This window comes from Serratia sp. N21D137 (assembly GCF_047530005.1).
GTDB lineage: Bacteria > Pseudomonadota > Gammaproteobacteria > Enterobacterales > Enterobacteriaceae > Chania > Chania fonticola_B.
Genome location: NZ_JBLJAJ010000003.1, coordinates 218,295 through 237,371, shown reverse-complemented (window position 1 = coordinate 237,371; position 19,077 = coordinate 218,295). Strand labels below are relative to the sequence as shown.

Sequence of the window (19,077 nt, the reverse complement as noted above, 5' to 3'; positions counted from 1 at the left end):
ATGAGCTATGCAAATCAGCTGCGTATTCAGCAGCATCTGGAACAACTGGCCGAGTTTACGGCTACGCCAGGCGAAGGCACGACGCGTATGAGCTACAGCCCACAAGGCCAACAGGCGCGGGCTTATATCAAGGCGCAGATGGAGGCGGCGGGCCTCAGCGTACGTGAGGACGCCATCGGCAATATCTTTGGTAAGAGCCAGGCGCAGGACCCGGCATTGCCGAGCGTGATGATCGGCTCCCACTTTGATTCTGTGCCCAACGGTGGCGCTTTCGACGGCCCTGCCGGAGTGGTGATGGGGTTGGAAGTGGCCAAGCTGTTCCAAGAACATCGGTTATTGCCGCGTTACCCGCTAGAAGTGGTGGCGCTGGTGGAAGAGGAAGGGGCCAGCTTTGGCCGTGGCCTGCTGGCTTCCTGTGCGATTGCAGGTAAGGTGGATGCTGAAGAGCTGCATCGTCTGCGCGATAGCCATGGGCAATCGGCGGCACAGTGCATGGCGCACGTCGGTTTTGATGCGGATCGGGTGGCCAGCGTGGTGCGGGAGCCGCAAACCCTCAAGGCGTTTATCGAACTGCATATTGAGCAAGGGCCGGTGCTGGAACAGGAAGGGTTAGACGTTGGTCTGGTAGACGTGATCGTCGGTATCACTCAGTTGGTTGTCACCATCACCGGTAAGGCCGGGCATGCGGGCACCACGCCGATGGATCGCCGCCATGATGCGCTGGTGGCTGCCAGCCAGGTGATCTCTCGCGTTGGCGATTTTGCCCGCGAGGCCGGTGATGAAACGGTCGCCACCACGGGGAAAATTCAGGTGTTCCCTAACGGGGCGAACGTGATACCGAGCAAGGTGATTTTCACCGTCGATATCCGTTCCAAGCGGTTGGATAAGCTGCAACAGGTGGTTGAGCAAACCAAAGCCTGTATCCAACAGCAGGCCTGGGCGGGGATCGCCTGCCAGATTGAACAACCGTTGCTGGTAGAGCCGACGCGTCTGCACAGCGGTATCCACAGCCAGCTGCAAAAACACAGTGAAGCGCTGGGCCTGAGCCACCGGACTATGGTCAGCGGAGCCGGGCATGATGCGATGATTTTTGCCAGTATCACCGACGTGGGGCTGGTGTTTGTTCCCAGCAAGGACGGCCTGAGCCACCACCCCGACGAGTGGACCGACTATGAGCAAATTCAGAAAGGCATCGACGTTATTTTTCAAACGGTAAAAGAGATCACAGAGGCAAGCAGTTATGACTAATCATGCCATCGCGCAATCCATTAAAGCCCACGTGGAGGCGATGATTGCGTTCCGTCGCGATCTGCATGCTCATCCGGAACTGCCTTGGGAAGAGGTGCGTACCACCCAGAAGGTGGCGCAAGCGCTGGAGGAGATTGGTATTCCTTATCGTCTGACGACGCCAACGGGCGTGATTGCCGAGATTACGGGTGGGCAGCCTGGCAAGACCGTGGCTCTACGCGCAGATATGGATGCGTTGCCGGTACAGGAACTCAACGACTCATTAAGTTATAAATCGCAAACCGACGGGAAAATGCACGCCTGTGGGCACGATGCCCACACCGCCATGCTACTGACGGCAGCAAAAGCCTTGTATGAAAACCGTGAAAGCCTGCGTGGCAACGTGCGGCTGATTTTCCAACCTGCCGAAGAGATTGCTCAAGGCGCGCGTGAAATGGTGAAGCAGGGCGCGATCGAGGGCGTGGATAACGCATTTGGTATGCATATCTGGACCACCAGCCCATCGGGCAAGGTGTCTTGTAATGTCGGCTCTACTTTTGCTTCTGCGGATTTGCTGAAGGTGAAGTTCAAAGGGCGCGGCGGCCACGGCTCAATGCCAGAAGCCTGTGTGGATGCAGCGGTCGTTGCTTCGGCCTTCGTGATGAACGTGCAGGCGATCGTTTCCCGTGAAACTTCGCCGTTAGAGTCGGCAGTCGTGACCATCGGCAAAATGGAAGTCGGCACCCGGTTTAACGTGATTGCTGAAAATGCGGTGCTGGACGGCACGGTGCGCTGCTTTAACGTCGAGGCACGTGAGCGTATCAAGGCGGCGATTGAACGTTACGCAGAGCATACCGCGGCCATTTATGGCGCGACCGCACAGGTGGAATACACTTACGGCACCTTGCCGGTGATCAACGAGGAACGCAGCGCGTTGCTGGCAAAATCGGTAGTGCGCTCGGCCTTCGGCGACGAGGTGTTGTTTGCCGAGAAACCGACGACCGGCGGTGAGGATTTCAGCTTCTTTATTGAAAATATCCCCGGCTGCTTTGCCCTGTTGGGCTGCGGCAACCCGGAGAAAGGCACCGACTGGGCGCACCACCACGGCTGCTTCAATATCGACGAAGACGTGATGGCGACCGGCGCGGAGCTGTATGCGCAGTATGCATGGAGCTACTTGCAGCAGGATGCCTTTTAAGCCTGGGCAAAATTGCGTGCGGTGAGATCCCCCTCACCGCATTTATCAGTCAGTCCTCCGGCCCGCTCATCTCGCCGATAAAGTCCATTCTGTCATTGAGCCAAGTGTTCACTATCGCATCGGCAGCTTTGGCCGCATCGCTAGCCGAGAAATGTTTCTCGGTTTGCAACCAGCCCATGGTCGCCAGACGCGCCGGTTCAATGGCGACAAGCAACTGCTCGCGTTGTTCTTTCGGCCAAACCTTATCGTCAGACCAACTGCGGATTAGCTGCGCAGGATCGTCCGTGGCTGGCGTGTTCTGACGTGGTTTAAGGAAATCCTCGGGAGATACGGTGGCGCGCAGGCGGAACATGGCCCAATCGGCATAGCTGGCAAAGCGGATGGTACCGGAATTCTCACTGGCCTTGCCAATCATCGGTTCTATTGCCTTGGTAAGTTGCTGCCAGGCCGGTCGTTCAAACAGATCGCCCTGCGGCGAGCAAATGGGAGCCTGTGAATCACGAGATGATCCATATAACGCCCCAAAGGCTTCATAAGCCGCTGCGCCCTGCTGCTTGAAGATAAAACAGTGCACATAGGGGCGGCCATCGGCGTTTTCGTAGCCGGCTCGCTCAATGGCCATGCGTAAGAGCGTTAAAACAGCGACATCATGGCCGGTCTTGGGATCGTTCTCGATATCACGTAACACGGATTGGGAGAATGTGTCGTCGTTCATCGCCTTGATCACGCTTTGATGCCTGGTTTCTACCTCGGCATCCGTGACCTTGCTGGTGGGCGCAAACTGATGCAGATAAATCAGCCAGGCGGAGGCTAGTGGGCCGCGATACTGCTGCAACTGCTGTGCTGCAGCGGCTGGGTCTGCCGGAATGCTGGCGATGATGTTATCTAGCGCCGAAGCGGCCTGCTTGGCGGTGTTCTGCAACTGGGCGGCGCGTTGGCTAAATAAATCGCTCAGGCAGCTTTCTTGAGCGTTGCAGGCATCCCGCTGCTTCAACCAGCTACGTTGCTCGGTGCGTAACGCGTCGGCCTGATCCCCTGGTAGGCTTGCCATTGCTAACCGGTAATTTTCGGTCAGTTGGCTGTCGAGACTGCTAAGGTCTGGGCTATTGCAGATGCTATGTTCGATATCACTGGTGGCTTTCTCACAATCGAAAGAAGCGGCTTGCACCGCCGTGTTGGCCCCGAACGCCAAGCATAGGCAGAGCAATAAGCGCGATAAAGCATGGCTGGCCAATGTTGTATCACGGAGAGAGTTAGCGCGTTGAAGCCTGGCGATCATGCTGAATTCCTTTTGGTTGTTTATTGATTCGCCCAGTCACTATTTTTAGCTTATCGCCTGTGTTTTCTAACACCTATGGAGTTGTTCTAGGCCAAAGCAGAGATGTATGAACCAAAGCGACTATCCAAACTGTATTTGACTGAATTTCGTACACTAAGCGATAATTTTGATGTGGAAAAACTTCACGTGTTCCAACAACTTCCCCTTCATGCCCCATGAAAGGAAATGCTGCGAGGCGCTCGGCTGTGGCTTCAAACAGTTCGTCCATCTTGATGGCTGCATCGGGATTTTTTTCGACAAGGTAATCCCATATCTGTTCGCTGTCATCAAGCGCCTGTTTCGTCCAATGAACTCTCACTAGTTACCCTTAACTTTTGCCCTTCGCGCTGCAAAAATAGCCTTGGCATCTTCATGTTCAACACTCTCCCCGTTCGCTATAGATTGACGGGCTGCATTGACTTTTTCTTCCAAAAAATGGCGATACTCATGGCGTTCAATATATTGTCGCATAAGCTCACGAACAACTTGTGATGCTGGGCGATGCTCCGCCTCGGCGGCAGCCATAAAAGTATCGCGTAGTTCGGCTTCAAGCTTCATGGTAAAAACGGCCTGTTTACTCATAGATAAATCCTCATCAAGGTACTAACTAAGTATATACCTTTTTATTGCCTTGAAGAAAATGACAGGGCGCTTTCATTGGTGAGACATTACCGCAATAGATCCGCGCAAAAAACAGACTGGATGGATTTACAAGAAGTTGTTCCATTGGTTGGAATTGTGATCGCAAAATGCGGCAGAGACTTGCAGATTATGAGGGCTAGCGTAAAGTCTCTGCTCTATCCTTACTCGATTTTATTACTTATCTACAATAGATTGGCAGTGGTTTCATTGTATCTATGTAATAGCTCTATGGAAGCAAGGCGACTTGGCAGCTTTAACAACCAACATCGCCCCCAACGTTCAACCCAGCGCAGCAAACCCCGCGCGGATTTCGTCTTCCGGTAAATCGATGCCGATAAACACCATCGTGCTTTTGCACTCTTCTTCCGGTAACCATTCGCGGTCCCAGTCGGCGTTATACAGACGCTGTACGCCCTGGAACAACAGGCGGCGCGGTTCGTCTTTAATCGACAAAATTCCTTTGTAGCGCAGCAGGTTATCGGCGAACTTCAATAATAAGCCTTCCATCACTTCGGAAATCTGCATCAGCTCCAGCGGCTGGTCGTGATACACCACGATTGACTGGATATTATTTTGCGCTTGCGGAATGCGGCGAAAAACGGGGGTCGCCAGGTTAAGCTTATCGTTCAGTACAAAGCCTTCGATATCAAACAGCACGCCGAGATCGATATCGCCGTGCGTCACTTTATAGACCGGTGCGCGGGCGTTCATCAGTTGCAAACGCTGGATCAGCGCTTCGTTATCCGTTGCCACGTCGGTCTTGGTCAGCAGAATACGGTCGGCATACCCCACCTGGGCCTGCGAGATAGTGAACTGGTTCAACTGTTGATCGGCATGTACCGCATCCACCAGCGTGATAATGCCGTCCAGCAGGAAGCGTTGGCCGATGACGTCGTGCGAGAAGAAGGTCTGGGTGATCGGGCCGGGGTCGGCCATGCCGGTGCATTCAATGATCAGCCGATCAAACTCCAGTTGCCCCTGATCGACGCCGTCCAACAGATCCAGCAGCGCGTCTGCCAACTCGTTGGATTTACTGCAACAGATACAACCGTTGCTGAGGGTAGTGATGCGGCTGGCGCGGTCACCAATCAGCGCGTTATCGATCGGCACCTCACCGAATTCATTCTCGATGACGGCAATCTTGTAACCGTGGTTTTCATTCAGAATGTGGCGCAGCAGGGTGGTTTTGCCCGCGCCCAAAAAGCCCGTCAGGATGGTGACTGCAATGGGTTTCATGCCTGGTCCTTGTACTTACTTAACTAGCAACAGCGCATACCGCCTTTGCCATCGCCACCGTAGCGGGCATCCTGGCGTTCGCGGAAAAATTCTTTATAGGTCATCACCGGCTTGTCCGGATGGTTGTCTTTCATATGCTGGACGTAGGTATCGTAGTCAGGCACGCCCACTAACATGCGTGCTGCCTGCCCGAGATATTTACCCGCCTGGCCGAGGTTTCCGAACATGGGTTTACTCCAAAGAAAAATACCCTACATAACGTATTATCATTATGCAGGGTATCCATCAAATCACCATCAGTGGTGCGACGAAACTTTGACGCCACCCTCAGGAACCGGCACGTATGGCGTTTCCTGATCGGTACGTTTCGGGTTTTTGTGCGCCGCCATGGCGGTTTTAATACCGAAGAAGATGATGCTGTACACCACCAACAGGAACAGGATGCTCAAACCGGCGTTGGTGTAGTTGTTCACCACGATATGGTTCATGTTGGCAACCTGCTGTGCGGTCAGTTCAGCACCGCCTTCGGCGATTTTGTCTCTGTACAGGCTGGCCTGGTAGAAGAAACCTTCCAACTGCGGATTGTCGCTGAACAGCTTCAGGCAAATCGCGTAGGTGGTACAGATCAGCAGCCAAACGGCTGGGATCACGGTTACCCAGATGTACTTGGTGCGCTTCATCTTGATCAATACCACGGTGGCCAGGACCAGCGCTACGGCAGCCAACATCTGGTTGGAGATACCGAACAGCGGCCACAGGCTCTTGACGCCGCCCAACGGATCGACCACGCCTTGATACAGCAGGTAACCCCACAGGCCAACGCAGCCGGCAGTACCGGCAATACCGGTCACCAGTGAATCGGTTTTCTTCAGGAATGGCACGAAGTTACCCAGCAAATCTTGCAGCATAAAGCGACCAGAACGGGTACCTGCATCCAGAGCGGTCAGGATGAACAGCGCTTCGAACAGAATACCGAAGTGATACCAGAAGCCCATGTTCGCGCCAGGGATGACCTGATGGAACACGTGAGCGATACCGACTGCCAGAGTTGGCGCGCCACCGGCACGGTTCAGTACCGAAGGTTCGCCGATGTCTTTGGCCGTTTGCAGGATCTGCTCTGGGGTAATCACAAAGCCCCAGGAGCTGACGGTTGCGGCAGCATGCGCGGAAACATCACGCAGTGAGGCCATGATCATCGGCGCATCTTCGGTGCCCAGACGGTGCAGGTCTGGCATGGTGATGCCCAGAGCCGCCGGTGGGGTGTTCATGGCGAAATACAGGCCAGGCTCGATGATAGAAGCCGCAACCAGCGCCATGATGGCAACGAAGGATTCCATCAGCATGGCACCATAACCGATAAAGCGGGAGTCCATTTCATTGGCCAGCAGTTTCGGTGTGGTACCTGAAGCGATCAGCGCGTGGAAGCCAGAAACGGCACCACAGGCAATGGTAATAAACAGGAACGGGAACAGGGTGCCTTTCCAGACCGGACCGGTACCGTCAACAAACTGCGTAACCGCAGGCATTTTCAGCTCTGGGTTGAGGATCACGATACCGATCGCCAGCCCGACGATCACGCCGATTTTCAGGAAGGTAGCCAGATAGTCACGCGGAGCCAGGATCAGCCATACCGGCAGCAGGGCAGAAACGAAGGCATAACCAATCAGCGTATAGGTTATGGTGGTGTCTTTAAAGGTCAGCGCCGGGCCCCAGTATGGGTCGTGGGCAATCACTCCGCCGAACCAGATGGAGGCGATCAACAGCACGATACCGATGATCGATACTTCACCCACCTTGCCAGGACGCAGGAAGCGCATATACACGCCCATAAACAGTGCGATTGGCACGGTGGAGCAGACGGTGAACACGCCCCATGGGCTTTCGGCCAAGGCTTTCACCACGATCAACGCCAGCACCGCCAGGATGATGATCATGATCAGGAAGCAGCCAAACAGCGCAATGGTGCCAGGGATTGGACCCATTTCCTTTTTGATGATCTCGCCCAATGAGGCGCCGTTACGGCGTGAGGAGATAAACAGCACCATAAAGTCCTGTACCGCCCCTGCCAACACCACGCCGCCTAGCAGCCACAGCGTACCGGGCAGATAACCGACCTGTGCCGCCAGCACTGGGCCAACCAGCGGGCCCGCACCGGCGATCGCCGCAAAGTGGTGGCCGAACAGCACGTTTTTATTAGTCGGGACGTAGTTAAGACCGTCATTGTTCACCACCGCCGGTGTGGCGCGGGTGGGATCCAACTGCATCACCTTGGTGGCGATGTAGAGGCTGTAGTAACGATAAGCCACCAGGTAGACCGCTACCGAAGCAACGATGATCCACAGTGCACTAATGCTTTCACCACGGCGCAATGCGATGACACCCAGGCAGGAAGCCCCGAGTATCCCCAGCAGCATCCATGGGAGGTGTTTTAAAATCCCCTCGCGTTTCATGAGGTATCCTTATCCTATCTGCAAAAATTGAGTGATAAATCCGATTCTTAGATGTCGGACATTTAGCTGTAGCGTCTTCCCCTGGTAAGGGTCAGGTTTAGGAACAGCTCATCATTGCCAGGCTGGATAGGGAAAGACATCTGAATTTCAGCCAGCGGTTTTATACGCTGGTGAACGGTTGGAATGGCGGGGTGAGTGGTTTAGGCGGAAGTGCGAGTGGCGAAGGCGAGCAGGTTTTGCTCCGTTTTGGCACTCGCCAACTGCTGCCCCATCCAAGGGCTGAAGGCCCAGGGGGTTGCCGTTACCGCAGAGATCAAAGCGGGTAAATCAACCCAGTGGAAGTCCATCACTTCATCTGCTCTGGCTGCAACCGCATCCTTAGCCAATGCCGCGTAAACCGGGCAGATTTCGTTTTCCATAATGCCGGAGGCGTCTGTCTCGCAGTAGCGGAAATCGGGGTCTACGGCGGTGATCTGTTCCACGCTCAGGCCCACTTCATACAAACAGCGTTGCTCGATGGCGTGTTCGGTGCTCTCCTGCCACTGCGGATGGCCACAGACCGAGTTGGTCCAAACGCCGGGCCAGGCTTTTTTGCTCAGCGCTCGGCGGGTGATCAGCAACTCGCCCTGCGGGTTGAAGATCCAGGAAGAGAAAGCCAGATGCAGGGGCGTTTGTTGCTGGTGGGCCGCATATTTTTCCATCACGCCGGTGGGTTGACCTTGTTCATCAAGTAAAACGACATGCTGCTGGGTCATTGAAGATTCCAATTTAATCGCGATGTACGACTGCTACTATAGGCAAAACTGGGCGACTATCAAATATTGGGATAATCTCTCTGTTTCGATGAGGGTTGATGGAACATTCAGGAGTGAACGTGAGAAAACGGAATTTCGGTATCCTTTCGGCCCTGGTGCTGGCGGTAAGTAGCGCCATGGCATTTGCGGCCCCGGTTACGCTTTATAGCCCCTATGACCCAACGCTCGCACAGGATGCGTTTGCAATGCAGCAAACGGAGCTGGTGCTGATCCAGCCTGAGCTTAAAACGTTTGCCGATGAAAACTCGGAACAGGCGATGGATTACTCTACCGCCATGGACGACTGGTCTTATTATGCCAGCGAGATCACCCAAAGTTTTGAAGCGCTACATGTGAAGGTGGTGAGCACCGACAAACGCTATCTGATCTTTACGTTGGGTAAAGACCAACGGATGATCTTCGATAGCCAAAAACCACAGCCGGACTCGGAAGATGAGGGCGGTTGGGGAGCTTTCCTCTATCGCAAAGGGCAACCGCCTATTGCGGTTGATATCACCTTCAATGATATGGCGGTGGCAAAGGCGTATCTGGGGCTAAAATAGTTAAACCGGCGCTGCATACGGTGCCCATTCAGCCTCTATTTTCGGACCTCGTCCCAATTCAGACCAAAGCGCGCCAGGTACTTACGCAACCGGTCGGCATCGTTGGGCTGCTTTTTCTGCTGGCGCGAGACGGCAAACAGCTGTCTACCCGCTTCGGAAAGTGACGGGGAGGTTCGGCACACTTTAAGCACTGTCTCCAACTGGCTTTGCTCAAACAAATCGATATTGGCCAGCTCGACGGGGTGTTGCGCTGTGGTATTCCCCTGCCAATGGGATTTCAACCGGTCTATCTCTTCATCGACCAGCGGCAGATTGATGCGTCCTTGCTCCGCCAACGTGGCCATGCGGGCGATGGAAGATCCCAGTTCGCGGAAGTTTCCGCGCCAAGCTGCCTGCGGGGAACGGGCAAAAGCCAGGTAACGCTGCCTGGCGTCTTTATCGAACCGGACCTGCGCCTGGTTGCTGCGGGCAAAGCGTTGTAATTCGTAATCGATGTTGGGCTCGATATCTTCGCGGCGCTCAGCCAGGCCCGGCAGTGGGAAGGTCCACATATTAATACGGGCGTATAAATCCTCACGGAAACGGCCTTGGGCTATCCAGTCGCGCATATCTCGGTGGGTACCGGCAATCAGTTGAAAGTCGCTGCTGGCTTCTTTATCGGCACCAAACGGGAAGAAGGTTTTTTCCTCGATGGCTTTCAATAACATCGCCTGTTCGTCTAATCCCAACTCGGCGATCTCATCAAGGAACAGCACACCGCCGTCGGCTTCTCGCAGCAGGCCCGCCCGCGCCTTCAATGCTCCGGTGAATGCCCCTTTCACATTACCAAACAGGGTCGACATGGCGTTATCGCCGCGCAGGGTGGCACAGTTCACCGCGACAAAACGGCCTTTCACCAGATGGCGCGAGTGCCGCAGTTGGTAGATACGCTCGGCCAAAAAGGACTTGCCGGCTCCGGTGGGGCCAGTGAGCAGCATGGGGGCATTGGAACGCAGGGCCACGCGTTCAATCTGGTCGATCAGCGTGTTAAAGATGGCGTTGCGCGTTTCAATACCGGCTTTGAGGAACGACACCGAACGCTGTTGTTCATGCAGGAAACGGCTGGTGAGCGCGGTATAGCGGCTGAGATCCAGATCGATTACCGAGTAGATCCCTTGCGGGGACGGGCGATCGGCTTTTTCACCGGGAGCGGTTTGCAGCAGTTGAGCAGGCAGGTAGCGTGCCTCGGTCAGCAGGAACCAGCAGATCTGAACCACGTGGGTGCCGGTAGTGATATGCACCAGATAGTCTTCGTTCTCGGTATCAAACGGATAGCGGCTGGCGAAATCCAGAAAGGCGCTGTACACCTCTTCCAAATCCCAGGGATCTTTGAGTGCTACTTCCTGTAATACCACCTGAGTGGCTGGCGAAACTGCCACGATATCTTCCGCCACCTGCTGCGCCATACCTTTATCGCGTGGCTGATGTAGCAGCTCCAGGCGATCGATCGGCAAGTCTGGCTGCTGGCACAGCCCCACCGTTGGCCGCCACTTGTTCCAGCGGTTTTCCCGTTTGCCACGTTTATCCAGCGTGGTGCCCAGCACGCCGATCACAACTCTGCGCTTCATATTATTCCTTGCGATAAATTACTATCCTGCAAGATAAAATAACGACTTGTTGGCATCATCGCCAGTTATCTTTGATTAATTATTTATTGGTTAAATATCAATATATTGTGATTTTAATGCGTATTTTTGACCGAGTTGGCACGCCTTTCGCTATATCCACTACGTCAAAAGAAAAAGGATGACTAAAGAATGAAGAATAATTATGAGTTGATGGCACCGGTTAACAGCGCACCGATCAAAATGTGGACACAGGGCGTGCCCGTAGAGCCAGAAGCGCGTGAGCAGTTGCTGAATACGGCCAAAATGCCGTTTATTTTTAAACATCTGGCGGTGATGCCGGATGTGCATTTGGGTAAAGGCTCCACCATTGGTAGCGTGATCCCTACCCGTGGCGCAATTATTCCGGCGGCCGTTGGCGTGGATATTGGTTGCGGCATGATTGCGGTGCGTACTTCGCTGGTGGCGTCCGACCTGCCGGATAGCCTGGCCGGGCTGCGTAGCGCCATCGAACAGGCGGTACCGCATGGCCGCACCTCGACCCGTTCCAGAAGAGATAAAGGGGCCTGGGAAACTCCACCGCAAACGGTCGATCAGCATTGGGCCACGTTGCTGCCGCGCTTTAAGCGTTTGACCGACAAATATCCGCAGTTGCTGAAAACCAACAACTATCAGCATTTGGGAACGTTGGGAACGGGTAACCACTTTATCGAAGTCTGCCTGGATGAAACGCAGCAGGTGTGGGTGATGTTGCATAGCGGTTCCCGTGGCGTGGGGAATGCCATCGGCTCATTGTTTATTGCGTTGGCGCAGCAGGATATGCAACAGCATATCGCTAACCTGCCGGATCGTAATCTGGCCTATTTCGAGGAAGGCAGCCAGCATTTTGATGATTACATGGAAGCCGTGGGTTGGGCGCAGGATTTTGCTCGTCATAACCGGGAAGTGATGATGGAACACGTGCTGGCGGCGCTGTCGCGTATCGTGACCAAACCGTTTATTACCCAGCAAGAGGCCGTGAACTGCCACCATAACTATGTGCAACGTGAGACGCACTTTGGTGAGCCGGTGTTGGTGACGCGTAAAGGGGCCGTGTCTGCGCAGAAAGGGCAGATGGGGATCATCCCCGGTTCAATGGGGGCGAAAAGCTTCATTGTGCGCGGATTGGGTAACGAAGAGAGCTTCTGCTCTTGCAGCCATGGCGCTGGCCGCACCATGAGCCGTACGGCGGCGAAAAAACGCTTCACCGTGGCCGATCAGATCCGGGCCACCGAACATGTGGAATGCCGTAAGGACAGCGAGGTGATCGATGAGATCCCAATGGCTTATAAAGATATCGATGCGGTGATGGCGGCACAGTCTTCACTGGTGGAAATCGTCCATACCCTGCGGCAGGTGGTATGTGTAAAAGGATAACGTGATGGAACAGCAATTAAACGGCGTGGACAGCGCCATGCGGGAAAGAGTCCGGCAAGCGTTGGGTGAGGTAGAAAAACGTTACGACGTGCGGGTGCTTTATGCCTGCGAGTCTGGGAGTCGCGGCTGGGGCTTTGCCTCGCCGGACAGCGATTACGACGTGCGCTTTTTGTATGTTCACCCACCAGAATGGTATCTGCGGGTAGAAGCGCAGAGGGATGTGATAGAGCTGCCAATCGATCATGAGCTGGATGTCTGTGGCTGGGAATGGCGCAAGGCGCTTGGCTTGCTGAAACGGGCTAACCCGACGCTGATCGAGTGGCTGGATTCACCGGTGGTGTATCAGGAAGCCCCTGAGAGCGTCGCGGCGTTGCGGGATGTGGTGCCGGAGTGGTTCTCCGCGCAGCGGGCGCGTTGGCACTACCTGTCGATGGCCAGGAAAAACTTCCGTGGCTATTTGCAGGGGGAGCAGGTACGGCTGAAGAAATACTTCTACGTGCTGCGCCCGTTGCTGGCGGTGCGCTGGATAGAAGCGGGCAAGGGCGTGCCACCGATGCGTTTTGACCAACTGTTGGCTGGCACGGTGGCGGATCCGCTGTTGTTGGAGGAAATCCATGAATTACTGGCGGCGAAACGGCGCGCAGGTGAGGCAGAGTACGGCCCGCGTAGAGAAAGGATCCACGCGTTTATCGCGCAGGAACTGACGGCGGATGCCCGGCAGGAGGCCTTGCCCGACAGCCCGGCCCGCAGCGACCAATCGCTGGATGAACTGCTTTATCGCACGGTGATGGGGTAATCAACCGGGGAGAAGGAAGGCTCCCCGGTCATGAAATGATAAGGATAAAAAATGAAAACATGGTTAACACGTTTATTTGGCAAGGATATTCCAAAGGCTTTCCCGGCTCCTTGGGCGGCCGACCGTACGGCAATTTATCGTTGGTTGGCACCTTGGCAGCATAGGGCCGAGCCATTGCCCGCGGAAGCGCAAATCTTGCCGGATGAGCCCCCGGCCATTGATGGCAAAATCCGTTGGTCGGCAGGGGCGCTTGATGGAGTTTTTGGTCATCATGGGGGCACAACCGAATATGAATCGCCGGTTGAGGCCATCATGGTTACACTAAGAAGTGTGTTGCATAAGCCGCAGCAGCAGAATGTCGAGCAGCTCTATAATCTGTTGTGTCAGGAAACTCCGTTAGATTATATCGATGCATTGTTGCCTGAGGTTGCACAGGATCCGCAGTTGCCCGCCAACACATTGCAAGCTTTGGTGGAATGGCTGGCCACCGAAAGCCCGGATCGTAACGTGGTCAAGGTCGCCATGGCGCTGTTGGCTCTGTTCCCGACGCAGAAAAACCGCGAGATACTCAACGTATTGGGAGGGCATGACGAGTTCACACTCTATGCGGTAGTGGCATTAGGATCAATGCTACCCGCCGATGAGTATGAAAGCGCCTGGCTTGCATTGGCCAAGCGGACTGATGGTTGGGGAAGAGTACAACTGATCGAGCTTTTACCCACCCCCTTGACGCAACAAAGCCGCGATTGGTTGATCTGCGAAGGTTATCGCAACGCGGTGATGTATGAATACACTGCCTGGCATTGCGCTATCCATGGACAACTGCTCCAGGCAATGCAGCGGCAACCTGATGCGGCGCGGTTATTGGGCGCTGCGGAGATTTTGCAGGCGTTAATTAATGGCGGTCCGGCGCGGGATATGTATGATTATGACGATGGCGCGCAGGCTTGCGAATGTTATCTGCGATGCTTGTTAGCGGCTCCTCCGGCAGAAATACAGCATTATCTGGCGGCGGGTGATATTGCACGTTTTGCACAGGAACAAAGTGGTGCAGAGAATGCCACGTGGACTCAGGATCAGTGCGGGCGGCTGGTCGAACTGACCAATGCGGTGATGGCACAGCCGCAATGGCCAGGTGTTATCGACAATGACTTGCAGGGGAGTGACAAGTATCTTTTCAATCTGGCCGTTGCCGCTAGCCGGCTGCGTCAGCAGGATCCGTGGGAGGCCATTTACTCACGGCAGTCAGCAGATCCAACGGATGACAACTGGTATCAGTTAATGCAGACCGACCAACCAGAGCATATTGCCAGAGTGATATCGCTGGCCGAACAGCAGCTGGATTTAGGGGCTATCGCCTCCGGTCCAGGAACGGCGATGGGGCTAGGGTTGGCTTATCGACAGCATCAGGCGCTGGATTTTGTGCTGCAGGATCTCAAAAAATTCCCCGGCATGGGCAGGTCATTGTTGGCGGTAGGGTTACGTAGTGAGGTGATCCGTAACCGGCATATGACGCTTAACGCTTTAGAAGCATGGCCACAGACTGCTTGGTCACCTGAAATATTACAGGCTTTGCTGGTGGGCTTACGTATTGAACCCGATGAGCAGTTACGCGAGCGGCTGCAAGCGTTGTGCGCAAATCTGAAGATTGCGACAGCCTGAGTCGATGTAGGTTTGGTCAACCGCCCTGAGAGTCATTCTCAGGGCTTTTCAGTTTTTAGCGATAAAAATGTTTTGCCGATGATAGGCCAACTGGCTGGCATCTGGAGGGAAATCGACCGGTTGCCTCAGCCTGCGACCTTCATATTTGGCAAAGTTCTCTTCGCTGATGGTGCTTTTCAGTTGTTTAAGGCGCGGTGAAAGCACCAGCTCAAGGTGTTCATTAAAGGTGATTAACCCGCGATCGAACGCTTTATCGTGCAGGTTGGACAGACATAATCCGTTGTTGGGGTTGAGCCGATGTTCAACGGTATGCTTCCACGGGCGGATATGGCTGGCGACCAGCAGCATCGGTTCTTCCAGTTCGGTCAGGCAACAGCGATTTTCATACGCATCTAGCACCCGCTTGCGGAACAACTGCTGGCCAACACGCGCATTGATGATGGTGGTTCTTTCTCTGCCACTGAAGTCTTCTATTACGCTGTCATGTAAGGCCGTGACCGGAGGCCGCAACTGTGTCATCGCCAATTGGCACTGCCGTTCAAAGGCGTCGCTGTCGAGGTTCATTTCTCGCCATAGCGCTTCATCTGCTTTGGATGCCCCTGTCAGTCCACGACGGCCAGAGTTAACGATAAACGGATCCAGACTGGCGATATTCACTAACTTCATTGCCAATGCCGAAGGTGAGCGGCCGATTAACCCTGCATAGTGGATAATGTCGGGGTTTTTGGCGTGCAATTTACCAAAAGGGATTTGGCTGTATAGCGTAAAAGCTACCAGCAACTGTTCCCGTGTCCAGAGATTGACGGCAACCATCAGGGCCTCGTTGTGGCATAACTTAATGGTGTTAGTTGAGCCACTTACTATGCCAGGCACATCGGTGATTGCCTACTTTCATCGATAACATGCAGCGCCCCTACGTGGCGAGCCAGTGAATAAATGTTTGCAGCCTCAGGGGGTCGTGGATTTTGTCTGAGATTAACGGCGTCCTGGATGACCTTTCCCATGATCATTGATCCTTTTATGGTCAGTTAGCTATCCATTCAAACTACCGATACCGTAGGACATCGTGATCGCTGGCTCAAGATAAGCTCAGGTAATTAAGTGATAAGCTTCGTTAAGGAGCTTGACGTGGATTGACATTAGCGGGAGAGAAGCGGGAGCCAAAGGGTAAAAAGCCAGGTTGAGACTATTCTTCCCACCCCAGCGCTGTGGCTTTCAAACGCTGGGGTAAACCGTTGCACGTTCGATTCCCTCTCCTTGGGGAGAGGGTTAGGGTGAGGGAGAATAACGCTGTTATTTCAACGCAATGCGGATCACATCATCCGGATCGGTCGCTTCTTTTTCACGGCTTGAAGCCTGTTTCACGCTCACATACAGCGTCTTACCATCTGGTGACAGTGCCAGGCTGTTTGGATGCGTTGGCGTCTTGATGGTTTCCAACAGCTTGTAGCTCTTGGCGTCGATCACGCTCACGGTGCCTTCTTTACGATGAGTGACGTAGACTTCATTACGCGCTGGGTTAAACAGCACGGCCAGGGATTCCGGCACGTCGATCTTCTGCAGAATGTTGCCGTTGTTGGTATCAACAACCAGCACCTGTGGCTGTTTGGAGTCGGTAATAAACGCACGATGGTTTGCCGGATCCAGGCTGATATTCAGGAAGAAGTGTTCCTTAGACTCATCCAGCTTCTTACGTGATAGCACCTTGTTGGTTTTGGTATCGATAGTCACCAACTCGCCATCGGCATTGGTCACATACAGGCGGCTTGCCGCTGCATCCAGCGCCAGACCGGTACCGTATTTACCGGTTTCGGTGATGGTGGTGCGCAGGGTCAGATCCTTGCCATCCACAACCCAAACCACGCTGGATTCGCCCAGGCCGGTGATATAGACGGTGTCCGTGGTCGCGTCTGCCACCAGCTCACGCGGGGCCAATGGTTTGACGGTATCAGAGCGTTTACGCGCATCCAGCACCAGGCGGCCTTTCACTTCGCCGGTTTTGCCGTCGATCGCGGTCAGCGAGTTACTGGTGGTGTTACCAAAATAGAGAGTGTCGGTCTTGGTATTGATGGCGGCACCGAACGGTTTGATATCGTTATGAATGATCTGCGTGATATCCAGCGTTTGTGGGTCGAGGCGATAGACGATGCCGCCCTTATCCAGCTTGCGGCTCTGTGAAGTTGCCAGATACAGCGCATTCTCGCCCTGGCTGTACACCATCTCGTAAGCGCCTTTACCTACCGGCTTACGCAGCAGTTCCGTTTCTGTCTGTGCCAGCACAGAGGTGGAAAACATCAGGCTGCTGAGCAGTAACAGAGGGTAAACCGCACGTCCGCCAAACTTACGGCTGGTGGTCATCATAGCGTTCATAAAAGCTCCATTTCATCAAAATACAGGTCACCACCGGGCTGCTGCTCGGCGGCTAAATCGGGCTCAACATTGAATCGAAAGCAAAATCTGGCCGGACATGTCATCGCATGCGGCTCACTATATTTGTGAATGATAATCATTATTCTTACGGAAGGGGAGCACTTTTGTTGCTTGGGGCGATAACTGTCACGTTTAGGGAAATCAGAGAGAGGAGAATATCCGGCCAGTGTCTACTCTTCGGTCAGGATCAGGCCCAGACGCTCGGCGGTCTTTTGGATAATTTGGCCAAGGGTTTTATGGCTGAGAAGACGGCTTGAGGGTTCGACTATTGAGAGTTCACTAGCCATGACCCGTTGGCCGCCAAACAGGACCAAGGCGAAATGATCGTCATCTCTTTTTGAGTACCACTTCATTCCGTCAACGTTATGATGCTGTTGATAAATAGCCTGCGACCAGGCTCGGGTTTGTGAGTATTCGAGCTGGGAACTGCCGATCAATTCGTCACGATCGATGCCCATATAGATGCAGTCCTGTGCTCGGCAACTGACGACGTTAAGATCCCGCTCTAGTTGCAACTGGATGTAGTGCATATTGGTAAATGGGCGTAAGTCGAAAAATTCCGTTTTGCCGGTGGCGACCACATCGTGAAAAACCGATTCTGCGATTGCGGCTTCGCAACTGCTGGCCAGATACATGGTGGGGATCAGATCCGAGGCCGCATCCCAGATAGGGCTGAAGCGGGCTCCATACTCATGGGGAAGCAATATTCTGCCGGGATTAAAACTGTCACCGGGGTACTGCGCATCATGGCAGCGATGTAACACCGTGCCTTTGGGGATGACTTCGATTCTTACCCGCAGAGTCTTACCAGGGGCAGTAATCTTGCGGCCAAGAAAAATGGGTGAACCAAAATCTTCCTTTTTGGGCTCACCCTTCTGTTTAATTTTGTTCTGCCCCATCGGCGATCCTTTTCGCTTCATATTCCGCCGCCGCAATCACATTGGCCGGATATGATTGCAACATCTCCATGGGACGGCGGCCAGCCAGCAGGGCGTTTGACGTCGCGAACCACTGGGCAAGCCCCCAGCCGTGTTTCAGGTTTTTAAAGCTGGCGAGTAACGCTGCCATAACGGGGAGAGGGCGATAGTTATCATCCAGCGCATAACGAGGAAAGAGTTGTGTTGCCCCTTTCTTCAATGAAAATATGCGGTTATGGCTTTTCCATTTGCTTGGCTGGGCCGAGGGATTCTCGGTAGCAAAGCCTGCCAGATGGGAAATCTGCTCTGCCGTGAGCCATTCACTGGCCGCCAGGATATGCTCACGCCCGCGCTCCACCTTGGAGATATCAACCAGTCCGCTGTGGTTGACGGGCTTTTGCGTATCCCGCGGAAGAATTATCCGGGCAGTGTCATCTGGATTGATCTGTTGCTCCAGGCTATGAAACATGGCTTCAAAACGTGTTTCGTCGATGTGGCATATGTCGCCGTGATCGTTTTCAGCTTCTCTAACCTGGCGGAGAGTTTGCAACATGATTTTCAGGTGCTCTTCGACCACGCCGAGAGACGTTGAGTTGTCTATATCAACTTTCAGCTGAAAGAAAGGCTTCTGCGCCTTCATTTTCCTTTTACTGATGACCATCTGCAGCCCATCTTCCCTGATCCTGAGGCCATCTCTGTTGATGTCGATTTCTCGGGCCAGCATTCTCTTCTCCCGTTAGCTAAAGCTAACCGTTTTAATCATTCTAACCAAACTATCCTCAGTTATAGCAGGTTGTGTGAGAATTGACCAGAACAGATGCAGG

General features: G+C 54.0%; 18 protein-coding genes. 6 read left to right on the top strand and 12 right to left on the bottom strand.

What is annotated here, in order from left to right:
- The gene (locus tag ACMV5H_RS04335) at window positions 1-1,248 is read left to right on the top strand and encodes a Zn-dependent hydrolase (RefSeq protein ID WP_414821496.1); all 1,248 of its coding nucleotides are present in this window, start codon (window positions 1-3) and stop codon (window positions 1,246-1,248) included.
- Entirely contained in the window at window positions 1,241-2,425 is a 1,185-nt protein-coding gene (locus ACMV5H_RS04330) for an amidohydrolase (protein WP_414821495.1), read from the top strand. The genes ACMV5H_RS04335 and ACMV5H_RS04330 overlap by 8 nt, the downstream gene beginning before the upstream one ends.
- Before the next feature lie 49 nt (window positions 2,426-2,474).
- On the opposite strand, the gene ACMV5H_RS04325 is transcribed toward ACMV5H_RS04330, so the two are convergent.
- From ACMV5H_RS04325 to idi, 7 genes are all read right to left on the bottom strand, one after another.
- Window positions 2,475-3,704: a lysozyme inhibitor LprI family protein gene (locus ACMV5H_RS04325; RefSeq protein WP_115158990.1), complete on the bottom strand. Its 1,230-nt coding sequence runs from the start codon at window positions 3,702-3,704 to the stop codon at window positions 2,475-2,477.
- 73 nt (window positions 3,705-3,777) lie between these two features.
- Window positions 3,778-4,062, bottom strand: a complete 285-nt coding sequence (locus ACMV5H_RS04320; protein ID WP_071784895.1) for a type II toxin-antitoxin system mRNA interferase toxin, RelE/StbE family — start codon at window positions 4,060-4,062, stop codon at window positions 3,778-3,780.
- On the bottom strand, window positions 4,062-4,325 hold the full coding sequence (locus tag ACMV5H_RS04315; RefSeq protein WP_021179157.1) for a CopG family ribbon-helix-helix protein: 264 nt from the start codon (window positions 4,323-4,325) through the stop codon (window positions 4,062-4,064). Before ACMV5H_RS04315 ends, ACMV5H_RS04320 begins: the two co-directional genes overlap by 1 nt.
- Window positions 4,326-4,664: 339 nt before the next feature.
- Entirely contained in the window at window positions 4,665-5,621 is a 957-nt protein-coding gene (gene yjiA, locus ACMV5H_RS04310) for a GTPase (RefSeq protein WP_021807873.1), read from the bottom strand.
- 23 nt (window positions 5,622-5,644) lie between these two features.
- Window positions 5,645-5,848 (bottom strand): YbdD/YjiX family protein, encoded by a 204-nt coding sequence (locus tag ACMV5H_RS04305; RefSeq protein ID WP_021179159.1) that lies wholly within the window; start codon window positions 5,846-5,848, stop codon window positions 5,645-5,647.
- 69 nt (window positions 5,849-5,917) lie between these two features.
- Window positions 5,918-8,071 (bottom strand): carbon starvation CstA family protein, encoded by a 2,154-nt coding sequence (locus tag ACMV5H_RS04300; protein ID WP_414821494.1) that lies wholly within the window; start codon window positions 8,069-8,071, stop codon window positions 5,918-5,920.
- Between the two features lie 200 nt (window positions 8,072-8,271).
- The gene (gene idi, locus ACMV5H_RS04295) at window positions 8,272-8,826 is read right to left on the bottom strand and encodes an isopentenyl-diphosphate Delta-isomerase (RefSeq protein WP_115158991.1); all 555 of its coding nucleotides are present in this window, start codon (window positions 8,824-8,826) and stop codon (window positions 8,272-8,274) included.
- A gap of 119 nt (window positions 8,827-8,945) precedes the next feature.
- On the opposite strand from idi, the gene ACMV5H_RS04290 reads away from it, so the two are divergent.
- The gene (locus ACMV5H_RS04290; RefSeq protein ID WP_037376596.1) at window positions 8,946-9,428 is read left to right on the top strand and encodes a hypothetical protein; all 483 of its coding nucleotides are present in this window, start codon (window positions 8,946-8,948) and stop codon (window positions 9,426-9,428) included.
- 35 nt (window positions 9,429-9,463) lie between these two features.
- On the opposite strand, the gene rtcR is transcribed toward ACMV5H_RS04290, so the two are convergent.
- Window positions 9,464-11,035 (bottom strand): RNA repair transcriptional activator RtcR, encoded by a 1,572-nt coding sequence (rtcR, locus tag ACMV5H_RS04285; protein ID WP_414821493.1) that lies wholly within the window; start codon window positions 11,033-11,035, stop codon window positions 9,464-9,466.
- 189 nt (window positions 11,036-11,224) lie between these two features.
- Here rtcR and ACMV5H_RS04280 point away from each other — a divergent pair, with 189 nt between their 5' ends.
- Genes ACMV5H_RS04280 through ACMV5H_RS04270 form a run of 3 tightly spaced genes read left to right on the top strand, consistent with a single transcriptional unit; the run spans window position 11,225 to window position 14,906 of the window.
- Complete coding sequence (locus tag ACMV5H_RS04280; RefSeq protein ID WP_115158992.1) at window positions 11,225-12,448, top strand: RtcB family protein; 1,224 nt, start codon at window positions 11,225-11,227, stop codon at window positions 12,446-12,448.
- 4 nt (window positions 12,449-12,452) lie between these two features.
- Window positions 12,453-13,244, top strand: coding sequence for a DNA polymerase beta superfamily protein (locus tag ACMV5H_RS04275; protein WP_094982194.1), 792 nt, complete (start codon window positions 12,453-12,455; stop codon window positions 13,242-13,244).
- Window positions 13,245-13,295: 51 nt separating this feature from the next.
- Complete coding sequence (locus ACMV5H_RS04270) at window positions 13,296-14,906, top strand: hypothetical protein (RefSeq protein WP_414821492.1); 1,611 nt, start codon at window positions 13,296-13,298, stop codon at window positions 14,904-14,906.
- Between the two features lie 48 nt (window positions 14,907-14,954).
- Here the strand turns inward: ACMV5H_RS04270 and ACMV5H_RS04265 are convergent, their stop codons facing one another.
- The 4 genes from ACMV5H_RS04265 to ACMV5H_RS04250 all read right to left on the bottom strand — a co-directional run bounded on the left by ACMV5H_RS04265 (window position 14,955) and on the right by ACMV5H_RS04250 (window position 18,977).
- The gene (locus tag ACMV5H_RS04265; RefSeq protein ID WP_115158994.1) at window positions 14,955-15,719 is read right to left on the bottom strand and encodes an HNH endonuclease; all 765 of its coding nucleotides are present in this window, start codon (window positions 15,717-15,719) and stop codon (window positions 14,955-14,957) included.
- A 480-nt stretch (window positions 15,720-16,199) separates the two neighbouring features.
- Window positions 16,200-17,201 carry a PQQ-binding-like beta-propeller repeat protein gene (locus ACMV5H_RS04260; RefSeq protein WP_371822171.1) on the bottom strand — a complete coding sequence of 334 codons (1,002 nt, stop codon included), beginning with the start codon at window positions 17,199-17,201 and terminating at the stop codon, window positions 16,200-16,202.
- Between the two features lie 305 nt (window positions 17,202-17,506).
- On the bottom strand, window positions 17,507-18,235 hold the full coding sequence (locus ACMV5H_RS04255) for an RES family NAD+ phosphorylase (protein ID WP_181817525.1): 729 nt from the start codon (window positions 18,233-18,235) through the stop codon (window positions 17,507-17,509).
- Window positions 18,216-18,977: a hypothetical protein gene (locus ACMV5H_RS04250; protein WP_115158996.1), complete on the bottom strand. Its 762-nt coding sequence runs from the start codon at window positions 18,975-18,977 to the stop codon at window positions 18,216-18,218. Before ACMV5H_RS04250 ends, ACMV5H_RS04255 begins: the two co-directional genes overlap by 20 nt.
- Window positions 18,978-19,077 lie beyond the last annotated feature (100 nt).